This is a genomic window from Pseudomonas amygdali (genome assembly GCF_002699855.1).
Taxonomy (GTDB): domain Bacteria; phylum Pseudomonadota; class Gammaproteobacteria; order Pseudomonadales; family Pseudomonadaceae; genus Aquipseudomonas; species Aquipseudomonas amygdali.
Genome location: NZ_LKBW01000277.1, coordinates 1 through 15,071 on the forward strand (window position 1 = coordinate 1; position 15,071 = coordinate 15,071).

The following is a 15,071-nucleotide window of genomic DNA, read 5'->3' on the forward strand; positions in this document are numbered from 1 at the left end:
CAGGATGCAGGCCGCCAAGGCAGCGTAAGTGGATAATTGTCCAACCTTCGGGGGGCATACCAGAGCGTGCGGAACGATAATCCCAACTACCGTGCGATGCTCCGCTTAGGCATGTCTTGATCATCGTGCGACGCTCCGCGTCGCATGCCGTTCTGGACGCTCTGCGTCCGATCTTGAATGTGACGGTGCGGCGTAGATCTGTGACGCAGAGCGTCACGCACGGCATTCCCTCGCTGGAGCGTGCGGAACGATAATCTTAGCTACCGTGCGACGCACCGTTTTCGCCCACGCAAACGCCGTCGACGCTATCCGTCCCCACCGTTCGATAATATTTTGAACCCCTGAAGCTTAGGCATGATCTAGTCCATGCAAGGCCAACGGGAGATCGCCATGTATCGCTTTTTCGAGCAATTGAGTTCACGCATTACCGCCCCATTTGTCGGCGAATCCAAACGTAACAGCAAGGTCTGGCAGTGCACATGCGGCCAGTCGGTGTTTTTCCCCAATTCCCAATGCCTGGCCTGTTCGGCTGCGCTGGGTTACCTGCCAGAGCAGGGGCGCGTGGCTACGCTTGAAGCAGGCCCTGAGCCTACCTGGCGCCTGAGCGACGAGCCGGGTGCTGGTCTGTATCGGCGTTGCGCCAACCTCGATACCCCGGCAGCCTGTAACTGGCTGTTTCCGGAGCACAATGCCGGTGAGTTTTGCGTTGCGTGCAGCCTCAATCGCACCATTCCCGACCTGTCCATCGCCGAAAACGGTGAGCGCTGGCGCAAGGTCGAGACCGCCAAGCGTCGTCTGGTTGCGCAGCTGATTTCCCTGGGGCTGCAGGTCATCCCCAAGAGCGTCGATGAAGAAGCCGGCCTGGCCTTTGACTTTGTCGGTGTCGATCTGGAAGGCAAGCTGCCGACCACTGGCCACGCCAATGGCCTGATTACCCTTAACATCGAGGAAGCCGACGACGCTCACCGCGAAGCGATGCGCGTGCAGATGCACGAACCCTACCGCACCTTGCTCGGCCATTTCCGCCATGAAGTTGGCCATTATTACTGGGATCGACTGATCGCCAATACCCACTGGCAGGACGGTTGCCGCAATCTGTTCGGCGACGAGCGCGCCAGCTACGCCGATGCGCTTGATCACCATTATAAAAACGGCGCGCCCGACAACTGGCAGGAAAGCTTTGTCAGTGCTTACGCCACCATGCACCCGTGGGAAGACTGGGCCGAAACCTGGGCTCACTACCTGCACATGATGGACGCGGTCGACACTGCCTTGGGTTTTGGCATGAGCGCGCGCGACATGGAGCTGGACTACCAGCCATTCCCGCTGGAAGTGCTCTACGATCCACAGCACCCAGGCGGCCCGGCGTTCCTGTCGTTCGTCAACGCCTGGATCGAACTGGCCAGCATGCTCAACGAGCTGTCACGCAGTATGGGTCAGCCGGACTTCTATCCGTTCGTGCTGCCTCCTGCGGTAATCGCCAAGCTGCATTTCATCCACTTGGTGATTCAGGATGCGGGCGGCAAGGCCGACGAGGTGTTGCAGGCTCAGTAACCCAGACAGCGCCTGACATCGCTGGATGTCAGGCGCGTGTTCAAACGCCGTATCAAAGCTTCAGCACCAGCCTGCGCTCAAAACCGATCCTTCCGCGGTAAGCCTCTCCGGTGTCCACCCAGCCCTGACCTGAATAAAGCCCGATAGCAGCGCTATTATCTGCATCTACCGAGAGCATCAAATGCTTGATGTCTGGCCACTTCAGGCTTAGCGCCGCAGGCAACGCCTGCAAGCACGCTTTGCCTAGCCCCTTGCCCTGTTCGCGATGATCTATTTGCAACGCATGCAGCGTCGCAGCCAGCTCCTCCTGAGCCCAGTGCGGCAGACAGTCGCCACGCTTAAGCAGGAAAAAACCCACCGGCTTGTCGTCGCCCAGCAGCACAACGCCGCAAACATTCGGGCTGGGGTTGACCAGCAGAGTATTGAGCGCGGTGTAAATATCACCGGAGAACTGTGTCTGCTCCTGCGTCACCTCGAGGTATCCGAGCTGTTGGCGTTGAGAGGCGCTGAGGTCGTGGTAGTCGACCAATCGAGTCTGCATGAGCGACCTGCTGGTTGATTATGGTTGAGGCGGGCAGGGGACAGATCGAACGGGGCCGTTTCGAGGATTTGTAACGCTGATGACCGGCACGTATTTGCCTTTCAGCCCCTGCACACAAGTGCTTGAGCCCCCTCGAAATTTTTATCCGAACCAACGGTTGTAAACTCACGCCAGACCGGTACAATGGCGCGGCTCGCCAACTGGTGAGTGTCGTTATGGTGACCCCATCGGTCCCCCCGCAACGATTACCCGTGAACCTGGTCAGATCCGGAAGGAAGCAGCCACAGCGGGAACATTGTGTGCCGGGGTGTGGCTGGTGGGGGCACCACCTATCTCAAGCTCAAGGTCCTTTTCTGAAAGGGGCTTACCCGTAAAAATGCAAAGCCTATTCCTGTTTCGACTGCGCCATGCGCTGGCGAGAACTTCGTGCGTCTGTAAAAACAGTTTGCCCGGCACGGAGATAACCGCCGGATGTCTCCAATCCGGCGGTTAATCCTGCGTGGCCTGCCTTATTGCCATCGTGCCAGGAAGATGGAGCGACCACTCTGATGGGGCGAGCGGTGTATCAGTTTGGGAATGCTGTCTTCGCAAATACCTTTGCCCGCAAAGAAATAGAAGCGGTCTTGCTTGGCTTCTCTGGTTCTCTGCTCGACAGCCCTGGCATCCAGAGGCGTCATTTTCCCAAAATGCCCCGCTTCAAATATTCCTTCTGATTCTGCGCGCTTCACGTATTCGGTGCCGCGCCCCTCGATAGTGGCGATGCAGATGACCTTTTTCGGCTCCTTATCCTGATGCCATTTGTCTGCGCCCTGATTTTTGGCCCTTCGCAGTTGGAACTCATGAGGCCCCAATTGTTGTTGCTTCCCGGTGAGAGTGGTTGCAATTTCCTTCGCTACGGCTGTTGTTGATCGTTCGTAGTCGGTTGCTTTCAAATCAATAACCTATCCAACGGGCTCCTGTCTCCAGGCGGGGTTACTGAGACTGCTTTGCTCATGCAAAAAACGTCTTGTAGGTTCTGCTATGGGAACGGTGAAATAACCTTTCTCCATGAGTTTTGCCGTCTTTTCCTGAATCTGTTCCGGCTTCAGCTTCAACTCATCAAAAGGCTGGGGCTGGGTGTAGTAAGCCGATGTGCCAACTCCGCCGCGAATGCCGTAGGTCACGGATATTTTCCTCTGGTTGAATGTGGTGTTAACCACGAATTGGCCTTTTGGGCCGCTTGAACGCTTGGTGCTTGGTAGCCCGTCGCTCGGGCCGTGATTGGCAACTCATTGAGGAGAGGTTCCATGCTGTCCGATCAGTTTCGACGAACAGTGAAAACTCGGTGTGCGTTCAGGTGATCGATCAATAGCCAATTCAACTGAACCCTCACTCCTACACACCCCCTAACCCCTTACGCGTCGCTTGAAACCGTTTTACGGCAAGGGGCAATTCAGGTCGCTGCGGGTGTCACGGGCTTTTCGGTCAGGCGTCTCGTAGCAGTGGAGCCGGGGGCCGGATGGAACAGGACATCATCAGATTTTTCACAGACTCGCAATTTCTGGGCATTTCGCTCGCCAATTGGATACTCGCTGTGTTCGCCTCGACCATGAGTTTTATTCTGGTCAGGGGGGTTATCGGTTTTGTGCTCCGAAAGATGCGCTCGCGGCCTGATTCGCCCAGCACGCATATGCGCTACATCGTGGTGCAGGTGCTGTCGGGCACCAGCAATACACTGTTACTGCTGGCTTCGATTCTGATCGGGGTGGGCATGCTCGATCTGCCGGAGCGCTGGCTTGGGCGGGTCAGCAGTCTGTGGTTCGTGGTTGCTGCATTGCAGGTCGGGTTGTGGGCGAACCGGGCAATTGCGCTCGCGCTGCAGCGCTACTTTGTACGTCACAACGCTGGCAGCACCTATCAGGGCAGTGCGCTGGCAACTTTGAGCCTGTGGGGCGCGAAGGTGTTGCTGTGGGCCACGGTGGTCATGGCGATGTTGTCGAACGTCGGGGTCAACATCACCGCGTTTGTCGCCAGCCTCGGGGTGGGCGGTATTGCGGTCGCGCTGGCGGTGCAGAACATTCTGGGTGATGTGTTTGCCTCACTTTCCATCGCAGTGGACAAGCCTTTTGAAGTGGGCGATTTCATTGTGGTTGGCGCGCTGTCCGGTACGGTCGAACATGTGGGTCTGAAGACCACACGCATCCGTAGCCTGGGCGGCGAGCAGATCGTGATGGCCAACGCCGACATGATCAACAACACCATTCAGAACTACAAACGCTTGCAGGAACGGCGCATTGTCTTCGAATTCAGGCTCACGTATGACTGCTCTGTCGATCAGATACGGGAAGTGCCAAAGAAAGTAGAAACGATCATCAACGCGCAGAAACTCGCCCGTTTCGACCGCTCGCATTTCCGTGGTTTTGGCGAAACGTCACTGGAGTTCGAGACCGTCTTTATCGTTCTCGACCCCAGCTACAACGTTTATATGGATGAGCAGCAGGCGATCAATCTGGACATCATGGAAGCCTTCGCCGAACTGGATGTGCGTTTCGCATTTCCGTCCCGCACGGTGTATGTGGCGTCCCTGCCACCGGTCAAGACGTCGCGTCCGACTGCACTGGAGGCAGCCGACGCGAGTACCTGAGCGATACAGCGACGGAATCAGGCAGGAAAGTGCAATGCGTTGGTCAGGTCGCCCATGGGAGCCTGGCCGCGCGCGATCATGGCGTCGTCGCGGCGCTTCAGCCCGTCGAGCTTTTCCAGGCCGTGAACACGGGTAATCAGGCGCAAAATCGAGGCCGTGTCGTAGACCGTGTGGTCCACCTTGCCTTTGCGGGCGAAGGGTGAAATGACCAGCGTCGGAATACGCGTGCCGGGGCCGAAGCGGTCGCCTTTGGGCGGTGCGACGTGGTCCCACCAGCCGCCGTTTTCGTCCACAGTCACGACGATCACCATGTTGTCCCATTGCGGGCTCTTGCGCAGCACCTTGATCACCCGGTCTATGTGCCGGTCACCCGCAGCCACGTCGGCATAACCGGCGTGCATGTTCAGGTTGCCCTGGGGCTTGTAGAAGGTTACCGCGGGCAACTTGCCGGCTTCGGCATCGGCGAGGAAGCGGTTGGTGCTCGACTCGTCACCCAGGCCGCCGTCACGCAAACGTTTTTTGCGTTCTTCATGGTTTTGCGGACCCTGTTGCTTGAAGTAGTTGAACGGCTGGTGATGGTATTGAAAGTTAGGGATTTTCGGGATTCCCGTGGAGTCCTTGAACTCGTCCAGCGTCACTTGCCAGGCCCCAGCGTACCAGGCCCAGTCGACATTTCTTTTCGACAGTTTGTCGCCGATGTGTTCGTGGCTTTGCGGAACCAGCACGTTGGGCAGATCCGGTTTCGAGTAATCAGGGTTCTGCGGGTCGCGCAGCCAGGTTGGCCAGTAGGGCGGGGCCATGGTGTTGACGGCGTAGTTGTCCGGGGTAATGGCGCTGGGGCCAAACTGCGGTGGCCCCTCCATTGCGCTGGCAGGCGACTTGTCCAGTGGCTTGAGGCGCGGGTCTTGCGGGTTGAAGCTCTGCAGGGTTGCGATCTGGGATTTGGCCGGAGACTCGGCAGCGTTGGGGTAAATCGGCGCGGTGGCTGAAATCAGGTACTGGTGGTTGAGGAACGAGCCGCCGAATGCACCCTGAAAGAAGTTGTCGCAAAGCACGAATTCCGAGGCAACGTCCCACAGGCGCAGCGAGTACTGAGTCTGTGCGTAGTTGCCCATGGTCAGCCCGCCAGCGTCGGCCCAGGCGACGAATCGATCATTGCGACCGTCGTTGATCTGCATCTGATTCTGATAGAAAACGTGCCACAGGTCGCGAGTGACCAGACTCAGCGGCAGATCTTCGCCGTTTGGCCCCTTGAGCGGGAAGGGAGCGTTGGGCAGGTCTTTCTGAAACTGCTCGCCTGCCGGGTAGGTCACGCCGTCAACGGTTTGCGGCCCGACCTGCAACACACCACCCCAGGCGGGCGGCAGTTTGGACAATAGCGTGCCGTCGCGGTCGCGCTGTTCATAGTCGGAAGGTCTGAGCGAGGAGAGTGGCTTCTGGACCCCGGGAAAATCGCCGAACAGGTTATTGAAGCTGCGGTTCTCGGCGTAGATCACCACAATGGTCTTCACGTTTTCGCGCAAGGCCCGGTCCAGCGCCGGCCCGGCAAGATGATGATGCTTGTCGTTGTCGGCGGGCGGTTTCTCGTGGGCCGAAACGTAGCTGCTCAGCGTGACGCCTGCGCCCAAGGCAGCCATCCCGCCCAGAAAACGACGGCGGCTGGGGTTGTTGTTGGTGTCTTCGTCGTCTGGTCTGTCGCTCATCGCCAAATACTCGCGCTGGTTAATGTATTACCAAAGATTTCAGGCGAGCGTAACGACGGAATATGACGCTATTGCTACACCGCAGATGAAGGGTTACGGGGGCGCGGTGTAGTGATCGATGATTTGCTGAATCTCGCCCGACAGGCGCATTTGCACCAGTGTGCGCAGGATTTTACCTGTCGGCAGCTCGGGGGTGTTGCGTATCAGGCAGGCCGCAGGCTGCTCTGCGACCAGCGATATGGGCTTCAGCCTTCTGCCGACAGGCAGGTTTCGATTGGTCCATTCAAGGATCAACTGGTTGGTCACGGCGTAGTTGTAGCGTCCAGCCATCAGCTTGCCGAGCGTCTGGTTCTGTGTGCGCGCGTCTTCACGTATCAGTTGATGATTATCGAAAAGATGCTGCAGGGCAGGGTAGTTGTAGCCAAGTACCGTGCCGACGGTTTCATTGTCGAACTGCTCCGGGTAAGGACCCGCAGCTGTTTCGGCTGAAGCGACCAGCCAGTCGCGTTGATAGAGAATCGGCAGGCTCCAGAGGTAATCCCCGGACAGATCGGGATACCACGCCTGTGAGCTGTAGCAATGCATGTCTACTTCGCCACGCTCAAGCGCCGACTGGATGCGCAGGCGCGGCATCACGTGGTACCTGGCTTCAAGGCCGACATGGTGCGCAACGCTTTGCATGATGTCGAACAGAATGCCGGATTCGGGCCGAAAGTCGGTGATATGCATCATCGGCATGGTCCACCCTTCGTTGACCGCGAACTCCAGAGTGCCTTTGGCCGCGCTCACCGTCTGCATCGACAGCAACAGCATGCACGCCACGGCTGCACGAGGCAGCCGTGGCTCTGCAAACGTCCGTTTAAAGCGCGTCATTGGATTCATTTGCTCAGCTTAGCCACAATAGAGGCGGACACCAGATGCAATTTTGCCCCTGCTCGGCTAGCATTGGCGGTCTTCCGCTTACCAGTTGCGACGGTTTTAAATGAGTTATCAGGTTCTTGCACGTAAATGGCGTCCGCGCTCGTTCCGCGAAATGGTCGGCCAGGCTCATGTGTTGAAGGCCCTGATCAACGCGCTGGACAGCCAGCGCCTGCACCATGCCTATTTGTTCACCGGCACGCGAGGCGTCGGCAAGACCACTATCGCGCGGATCATCGCCAAGTGCCTGAACTGCGAGACCGGCATCACCTCCACGCCCTGTGGCACTTGCTCGGTGTGCAAAGAGATCGATGAAGGTCGTTTCGTCGACCTGATCGAGATCGACGCCGCCAGCCGCACCAAGGTCGAAGACACGCGCGAACTGCTGGATAACGTGCAGTACGCGCCAAGTCGCGGTCGCTTCAAGGTCTACCTGATCGACGAAGTGCACATGCTCTCCAGTCACTCGTTCAACGCCTTGCTCAAGACGCTTGAAGAGCCGCCGCCCTACGTCAAGTTCATCCTCGCTACCACCGATCCGCAGAAGCTGCCTGCGACCATTCTGTCGCGCTGCCTGCAGTTCTCGCTGAAAAACATGACGCCAGAACGTGTGGTCGAGCACCTGACCCACGTGCTGGGCGTCGAGAATGTGCCGTTCGAAGACGACGCGCTGTGGCTGCTCGGGCGCGCTGCCGACGGTTCGATGCGTGACGCGATGAGCCTGACCGATCAGGCCATTGCCTTTGGTGAAGGCAAGGTCATGGCTGCCGATGTGCGCGCCATGCTCGGCACACTGGATCATGGTCAGGTGTTCGATATGCTGACTGCGTTGCTGGAAGGCGACGCTCGCGGTGTGCTGGAGGCGGTACGCCACCTGGCCGAGCAGGGGCCTGACTGGAATGGTGTGCTCTCGGAAATTCTCAATGTTCTGCACCGCGTGGCGATTGCCCAAGCGTTGCCCGAAGGCGTCGACAACGGGCACGGCGACCGCGACCGGGTGTTGGCGCTGGCCCAGGCATTGCCTGCCGAAGACGTGCAGTTTTATTACCAGATGGGTCTGATTGGTCGTCGTGACTTGCCGCTGGCCCCGGATCCGCGTGGCGGTTTCGAGATGGTCCTGCTGCGCATGCTGGCGTTCCGCCCGGCCGATAACGACGATGCGCCGAGGCAACCGCTAAAGCCGGTGGGGATCAGCCAGGCCACGGTTGATTCCCGAAAAGCAGTGGCCGATGCGACACCTGTTGCATCGGTAGCTCCCGCAGTTTCAACAGCACCGGTGATGGCTGCGCCCGATCCGGCCTTCGAAGCGCTGCCGCCAGCCACCGCCCCGATGCCGACCGCTGCTGTACGAGCTGAGCCCGCAGCACAGCCAGAATCACAGCCGCAAGCACAGCCCGAGCCGGTCGAAGAAGTCGATCTGCCAAAGGCACCGGTTGCCGAAAAAAACGCTGAATCCGCACCTGACACTGGCACTGTTGCAGAACCGGTAGCCGAGCCGGTTCTGGAGACTGTCTCCGAACAGCCAGACCTCACGCCAATGCCGACGCCTGCGCCCGCCAGCCCAGTGCCAGACGCGCCGGAGGCGGAACCTGCGATGCTTGAAGCCATCCCTGATTCCGCCTATCTGTCCATGAATCCGGATTCGATGTCTTCGAATTCCGGCCCAATGGGGCGCGATGACGAGCCGCCAGCGGATGACGATTACGTCGAGCCGGATATCGACATCGACCCGGCGTCCTATAGCTATCTGGATGAACTGGCCCACGAGAGCGTCGTCGAGCTTGAAGCGGACGAGCCCGAGCCCGCTCCGGCCGCCAAACCAGCCACCGGCCTTGCTGCCGACTGGCTGGAGGTATTCCCCAAACTGCCGATCTCCGGCATGACCGGCAGCATTGCCGCCAACTGCACCTTGATGGCGGTCGATGGCGATAAGTGGCTGCTGCACCTGGACCCGGCGCACAGCGCCCTGTTCAACTCAACCCAGCAGCGCCGCCTGAACGATGCGTTGAACCAGTATCATGGTCGCACGATCAATCTGAGTATCGAGCTGATCAAGCCCGAGCAGGAAACTCCTGCCCAGGCTGCTTCGCGACTGCGTGCCGAGCGTCAGCGTCAGGCCGAAGCCTCGATCCAGGCCGACCCGTATATCCAGCAGATGTTGCAGCAGTTTGGCGCTGTTATCCGGGAAGATACTATCCAGCCCGTAGACGCGCCTGCGGTGCAGCCTCAATAACTGAACACAGGGCGCCATTGGCGCCGCGCAAACAAACCATCCATTTTCGAGGAGATATCCCATGATGAAAGGTGGCATGGCTGGCCTGATGAAGCAGGCGCAGCAAATGCAGGAAAAAATGGCCAAGATGCAGGAAGAACTGGCCAACGCGGAAGTCACCGGTCAATCGGGCGCAGGCCTGGTGAGCGTCGTGATGACCGGTCGTCACGACGTCAAGCGCATCAATCTGGATGACAGCCTGATGCAGGAAGACAAGGAAGTGCTGGAAGACCTGATCGCCGCCGCCGTCAACGACGCCGTGCGCAAGATCGAGCAGGCCAGCCAGGACAAGACCGCTTCCATGACCGCGGGCATGCAGTTGCCACCGGGCATGAAACTGCCGTTCTGACGGTCGTCTGGGTCACGATCAATGCCAGGCCATGTGCCTGGCATTTTTCTGTCTGCTGTCTTGCTGCGCGCCGCCGTTCGGCATCAGTACAACCATCAGTATTTGGCCTGACCGACTGAATTGAGCGACAATCGTCACCCGCCTCTGGAGTGCCCCATGTCTGAGCCCATTGAAAACCTGACCGTCGACGCCGTGCTGGACGCTGTCGGCCTGTTCTGTCCGGAACCGGTGATGATGCTGCATCAAAAGGTGCGTGACTTGCCTGCGGGCGGCCTGCTCAAGGTGATCGCGACCGATCCGTCCACGCGCCGCGATATTCCGAAGTTCTGTGTATTTCTTGGGCATGAGCTGGTTGCGGAGCAGGCTGAAGAAGGCACGTTCCTGTACTGGATACGCAAAAAGCCTGATTGATTGTTACATCGCTGCAACCCGCGCCGGTTCACGACGCACCTGTTCCCACTGGGGACCGGTCCCTGTTCGCCAGACCCAGAGAGTCTTCCATGCGCATTGTTGCTGACGAAAATATTCCCCTGCTCGACGCTTTTTTCGCTCATTTCGGTGAGATTCATCGCTTGCCGGGACGCGCCATAGATCGCGCTGCGGTGGCGAACGCCGACATCCTGCTGGTGCGCTCCGTGACACCCTTAACCCGTGAGCTGCTCGAAGGCAGCCCGGTGCGGTTTGTCGGCACCTGCACCATCGGCACCGATCATCTGGATCTGGACGGGTTTCAGCAAGCCGGTATCCAGTGGGCCAGCGCACCGGGCTGCAATGCGCGCGGCGTGGTGGATTACGTGCTCGGCAGCCTGCTGACCCTGGCTGAAATCGAAGGCGTCGACCTCGCGCAACGTACTTACGGTGTGGTCGGTGCAGGGCAGGTGGGTGGTCGTCTGGTCGATGTCTTGAAGGTGCTTGGCTGGAACGTACTGGTCTGCGATCCGCCACGCGAGTCTGTCGAAGGTGGTGACTTCGTCAGCCTTGACGAGATATTGCAGCGCTGTGACGTCATCAGCCTGCACACGCCGTTGAGCAAGACCGGGGCGTTGGCAACCTGGCACCTGCTCGACGAAACCCGTTTGCGCCAACTCAGGCAGGGCGCCTGGCTGATCAATGCCAGCCGTGGTGCCGTGGTGGACAACACTGCGCTGCACGACGTGCTGCTTGAGCGCGAAGACCTGCAAGCCGTGCTGGATGTGTGGGAAGGTGAGCCGCAGGTCAACGTGGCGCTGGCCGACCTGTGCGTTCTGGGTACGCCGCACATCGCCGGTTACAGCCTCGATGGCAGGCAACGGGGCACTGCGCAGATCTATCAGGCGCTGTGTGCCTTCCTGGGGCAGCCTGCGGTGATAAAACTGGACGATCTGCTGCCCAAGCCGTGGCTGGCGCAGGTCAGCCTTGATGCTGCAAGCGATCCGGTCTGGGCACTGAACATGCTGTGCCGTGGCGTGTACGACCCGCGGCGTGACGATGCAGACTTTCGGCGCAGCCTCACCGGCGACACTGCCAGTCAGCGCCTGGCCTTCGATGCCCTGCGCAAGCATTACCCGCCACGTCGGGAAATCGAAGGTCTGAAGGTCCGTTTGGAAGGTGAGTCCGGGGGGCTGGCGCAACTCGTGCGGGCGCTGGGGGCCGTACTGGTCTGATCGTCCGGTAAACGCGGGACATAAAAAACCCGACTCAGGGTCGGGTTTCAAGGCATTTGGTCAGGTTCGGTTTTATTTTTCCGGGGTTATCCAGTTCTTGTCGCATTCCTGGCAGGCAGCCTGAACCATTGCTTCAGTGATCAGGACTTCTTGCCCATGCTCGTCGAGAATTGCACCGCCAACCGGCAGATTGGGCGTGGCTCGAACGACTGGAACTTCGTTGCTGCGCTCTTGCAGGCTCATGGTGTTTCTCCTTTCATCAGGTAACGGCGTTAAATTAACCGCGCTTGATCACCGGTCCGTGACAGGTTCTGTCAGCCGCTCAAACGCGTTCCCAGTGCAACAGAAATGATGCAAATCTGCCAGCAGGCGCTTAGATCGATGTCTTATAGCGCCTCTGTAAAGCAGTCATAACCTGACCTTTGAAGCCGGGCGCAAGTTCATTCGAAATGATGCACAGCGCGCCATGCATGACAGGTGTAGGCTTCGCTATTCAGACAGATCGGGCAAACAGGCAGGCTTCATGATTTCACGGATTACCCGACGTCACCGCCAGGCACTTCGCCTGGCCGCGAGTTTCATTGCGCCGTATCGCTGGCAAGCGTTCGGAGCGTTGTTGGCACTGGTCATTACTGCGGGTATCACCCTGTCGATCGGCCAAGGCATCAAGCTGATGGTCGATCAGGGCTTCATGACCCGCTCGCCGCAGTTGCTCGAACGCTCGATCGGCTTTTTCATGCTGCTGACGGTTGGCCTGGCCATCGGAACGTTCGCCCGCTTCTATCTGGTGTCATGGATCGGCGAGCGCGTGGTCGCCGACCTGCGCAAGAAAGTATTCGATCACCTGATAGAGCTGCATCCGGGCTTCTACGAGAACAATCGCAGCTCGGAAATCCAGTCGCGGCTGACTGCCGATACCACGTTGTTGCAGTCGGTGATCGGCTCGTCACTGTCGATGTTCCTGCGCAACGTACTGATGGTCGTTGGCGGCATCGTGCTGTTGTTCATCACCAACCCCAAGCTCACCAGCATCGTGGTGGTGGCGTTGCCGCTGATCATCGCGCCCATTCTCATGTTCGGACGGCGGGTACGAAACCTGTCGCGCGAGAGCCAGGACCGGGTCGCCAATGTGGGCAGCTACGTGGCCGAAGCGCTGGGGCAGATCAAGACGGTGCAGGCGTACAACCATCAAGAGCAGGACACACAGCGTTTTTCACATACGGTGGAGCAGGCGTTCGATACCGCTCGCAAACGGATTTTGCAGCGCTCCTGGCTGATTACGCTGGTGATCGTTCTGGTGCTGGGCGCAGTGGCGGTAATGCTGTGGGTGGGCGGCATGGACGTGATCAGCGGACGTATTTCCAGCGGGGAGCTGGCAGCGTTTGTGTTTTACGCGCTAATGGTCGGCATGGCGTTTGGCACATTGAGCGAGGTGATCGGCGATTTGCAGCGCGCCGCCGGTGCCGCAGAGAGGATTGGCGAGCTGCTTCAGGCTCGCAGCGAGATCAAAGCGCCAGCCACAGAGCTGCAGAGCCTGCCGCAACGCATCAGCGGGCGTCTGGCGCTGGAGAATGTCACTTTCGCCTACCCGTCGCGTCCCGAGCGCAATGCGCTGGATAACCTGACCCTGAACATCGAGCCCGGTGAAACCCTGGCGCTGGTCGGGCCTTCCGGAGCAGGTAAGTCGACTATCCTCGACCTGCTGCTGCGTTTCTACGACCCGATTCAAGGGCGCATCCTGATCGAGGGCGTGCCGATCGCACGGCTCGATCCGCACGATCTGCGCCGCTGCTTCGCGCTGGTTTCACAATCGCCCGCACTGTTTTTCGGCAGTGTCGAGGACAACATTCGTTACGGAAACGCCACTGCGAGCCTTGAGCAGGTACAGGCAGCAGCGCGTATCGCCCATGCGCACGAGTTCATTCTCGACATGGCCGACGGCTACGGTACGCATCTGGGTGAGGGCGGGGTGGGATTGTCCGGCGGACAGCGGCAGCGTCTGGCGATTGCCCGTGCGTTACTGGTCGATGCGCCGATCCTGTTGCTGGACGAGGCGACCAGTGCGCTGGATGCGCAAAGTGAGCACTTGATTCAGCAAGCCTTGCCAAGCCTGATGCAGGGCCGTACTACGCTGGTCATCGCCCATCGACTGGCCACTGTGCAGAATGCCGACCGGATTGCCGTTATGGATCAGGGCCGGCTGGTGGCGGTCGGTACCCATCAGCAACTGATTGCCAGCAACCCGCTCTACGCACGTCTGGCGGCGTTGCAGTTCAATGCTGGCGTCGAATAGAAAGGGGCAGTATAGGCAGGTGTGCGGGCAAGGTGGGAGGTCAGGCCCCCCACGTGTTCAGTCTCAGCGGTATTCGCATAGGTAAGCGGTATCAACGCTGACCTTGAGCTGGAACTTGCTGTTGGCCGGGACATTGAACTGGCTGCCGGTGGAGAAAGTTTCCCAGTCGGTACTGTCCGGGAGCTTCACGTTCAGCTCGCCGGAGATCACGTGCATGATTTCCCGTTGCGCTGTACCGAACTCATATTCGCCCGCCGCCATGACACCGATGGTTGCCTGACCGTCGACCTGACTGAAGGCGATGGATTTGACGGTGCCGTCGAAGTACTCGTTGACCTTGAACATGGGCGATTCCTTTTGAAAGGGCTGGAAATGGCCCGCCAGTATGCCCAACACGGTAAAACTCGTCACGCCCCTTGCAAGTCGATGCTGAACAAACGACGACGTGCAGCGAGATTCAATTAGGCAGTATCAACGGCAAGAGCCGGGCGGTATTGCGTGCATCAACCAGTGCCCGGTGTTGCTGACCTGTGAATTGCATGCCTGCCAATTGCAGGGCGCTGTTCAGGCCCATCGGCTTTTGTAGCTGACGGGCCTGGGCGAATCGCTGTTTGAGATTGACGTGCGGCATGCTCGACAATGCGCTGTCGAGGCGGTGGTAGCGCCATTCCTCTTCCAGTTGCTGGCGGTCGTAATCCCCCCAGCTGGCCCAACCCAGCACGCGGGCACGGTGATGGCTCAGCCAGCGCTCGAACTGAGGCCACACGGCCGTCAAGGGCGCAGCGCTGTCGATACTGCTTTGATTGATATGGGTCAGCTCTCGGCAAAAATGAGTCAGCACAGGCCTGCGTGCGGGGCGTACGAAGCGCTCGAAATGGTCCAGCTCGCGCCCGTCCTGATTGACCAGCGTCGCGCCTATTTCGATGACTTCCATTTCTGCGACCGGCCAGCCACCTTCTTCAGTGGTAGCCTCCAGATCAATCACCAGCCAATGCGGCATCATCAAGCTCCCTTACGATAGTCAATGGCTTCAGCGTAGCCAGATTAGCCTGTTGCTCCCACGCTTGAGGCTGCGCCGACAATATCGTTTTTACAACTGCCCTTACAGTGACCGCTGCCAATGGCATTGGTGCCTCACGCGAGTTCATCGCAGCGGTGCACAATAGTAACCACTG

The 15,071-nt window shown here is 59.1% G+C and carries 13 protein-coding genes, 1 other RNA gene and 1 pseudogene; 8 read left to right on the forward strand and 7 right to left on the reverse strand.

Going from position 1 to position 15,071, the window contains the following annotated elements; genetic code table 11:
* The first annotated feature begins 390 nt into the window (after positions 1-390).
* Positions 391-1,554 carry a zinc-binding metallopeptidase family protein gene (locus AO277_RS19285; protein ID WP_005731470.1) on the forward strand — a complete coding sequence of 388 codons (1,164 nt, stop codon included), beginning with the start codon at positions 391-393 and terminating at the stop codon, positions 1,552-1,554.
* A gap of 52 nt (positions 1,555-1,606) precedes the next feature.
* Here AO277_RS19285 and AO277_RS19290 read toward each other — a convergent pair whose 3' ends face one another.
* Positions 1,607-2,095 (reverse strand): GNAT family N-acetyltransferase, encoded by a 489-nt coding sequence (locus tag AO277_RS19290; RefSeq protein WP_002552813.1) that lies wholly within the window; start codon positions 2,093-2,095, stop codon positions 1,607-1,609.
* 225 nt (positions 2,096-2,320) lie between these two features.
* Between AO277_RS19290 and ffs the strand changes: the two genes are divergently transcribed.
* Positions 2,321-2,417, forward strand: an RNA gene (ffs, locus tag AO277_RS19295) — signal recognition particle sRNA small type.
* Between the two features lie 187 nt (positions 2,418-2,604).
* Here ffs and AO277_RS19300 read toward each other — a convergent pair.
* Positions 2,605-3,258 (reverse strand): annotated as a pseudogene (locus tag AO277_RS19300) (DUF1826 domain-containing protein).
* A gap of 335 nt (positions 3,259-3,593) precedes the next feature.
* Here AO277_RS19300 and AO277_RS19305 point away from each other — a divergent pair.
* Positions 3,594-4,718, forward strand: coding sequence for a mechanosensitive ion channel family protein (locus AO277_RS19305; protein WP_044317612.1), 1,125 nt, complete (start codon positions 3,594-3,596; stop codon positions 4,716-4,718).
* 17 nt (positions 4,719-4,735) lie between these two features.
* On the opposite strand, the gene AO277_RS19310 is transcribed toward AO277_RS19305, so the two are convergent.
* Together AO277_RS19310 and AO277_RS19315 are read right to left on the reverse strand one after the other, a co-directional pair.
* Positions 4,736-6,421 carry an acid phosphatase gene (locus AO277_RS19310; protein WP_044317611.1) on the reverse strand — a complete coding sequence of 562 codons (1,686 nt, stop codon included), beginning with the start codon at positions 6,419-6,421 and terminating at the stop codon, positions 4,736-4,738.
* Between the two features lie 93 nt (positions 6,422-6,514).
* On the reverse strand, positions 6,515-7,294 hold the full coding sequence (locus AO277_RS19315) for a substrate-binding periplasmic protein (RefSeq protein ID WP_161795771.1): 780 nt from the start codon (positions 7,292-7,294) through the stop codon (positions 6,515-6,517).
* A 109-nt stretch (positions 7,295-7,403) separates the two neighbouring features.
* On the opposite strand from AO277_RS19315, the gene dnaX reads away from it, so the two are divergent.
* From dnaX to pdxB, 4 genes are all read left to right on the forward strand, one after another.
* A complete protein-coding gene (gene dnaX, locus AO277_RS19320) occupies positions 7,404-9,572 on the forward strand; it encodes a DNA polymerase III subunit gamma/tau (protein ID WP_044317610.1) in 2,169 nt (722 codons plus the stop codon).
* 61 nt (positions 9,573-9,633) lie between these two features.
* Complete coding sequence (locus AO277_RS19325; RefSeq protein ID WP_002552818.1) at positions 9,634-9,960, forward strand: YbaB/EbfC family nucleoid-associated protein; 327 nt, start codon at positions 9,634-9,636, stop codon at positions 9,958-9,960.
* Positions 9,961-10,116: 156 nt separating this feature from the next.
* Positions 10,117-10,371, forward strand: coding sequence for a sulfurtransferase TusA (tusA, locus tag AO277_RS19330; protein WP_002552819.1), 255 nt, complete (start codon positions 10,117-10,119; stop codon positions 10,369-10,371).
* Positions 10,372-10,460: 89 nt separating this feature from the next.
* Positions 10,461-11,603, forward strand: a complete 1,143-nt coding sequence (gene pdxB, locus AO277_RS19335; RefSeq protein WP_044317609.1) for a 4-phosphoerythronate dehydrogenase PdxB — start codon at positions 10,461-10,463, stop codon at positions 11,601-11,603.
* Between the two features lie 72 nt (positions 11,604-11,675).
* Here the strand turns inward: pdxB and AO277_RS28600 are convergent, their stop codons facing one another.
* The gene (locus tag AO277_RS28600) at positions 11,676-11,846 is read right to left on the reverse strand and encodes a PA1571 family protein (protein WP_044317608.1); all 171 of its coding nucleotides are present in this window, start codon (positions 11,844-11,846) and stop codon (positions 11,676-11,678) included.
* 280 nt (positions 11,847-12,126) lie between these two features.
* Here AO277_RS28600 and AO277_RS19340 point away from each other — a divergent pair, with 280 nt between their 5' ends.
* Positions 12,127-13,896, forward strand: coding sequence for an ABC transporter transmembrane domain-containing protein (locus AO277_RS19340; protein ID WP_044317607.1), 1,770 nt, complete (start codon positions 12,127-12,129; stop codon positions 13,894-13,896).
* A gap of 63 nt (positions 13,897-13,959) precedes the next feature.
* Here AO277_RS19340 and ppnP read toward each other — a convergent pair whose 3' ends face one another.
* Together ppnP and AO277_RS19350 are read right to left on the reverse strand one after the other, a co-directional pair.
* Positions 13,960-14,241, reverse strand: a complete 282-nt coding sequence (gene ppnP / locus AO277_RS19345) for a pyrimidine/purine nucleoside phosphorylase (protein WP_004658419.1) — start codon at positions 14,239-14,241, stop codon at positions 13,960-13,962.
* 112 nt (positions 14,242-14,353) lie between these two features.
* Positions 14,354-14,896, reverse strand: coding sequence for a 3'-5' exonuclease (locus AO277_RS19350; RefSeq protein WP_002552824.1), 543 nt, complete (start codon positions 14,894-14,896; stop codon positions 14,354-14,356).
* Positions 14,897-15,071 lie beyond the last annotated feature (175 nt).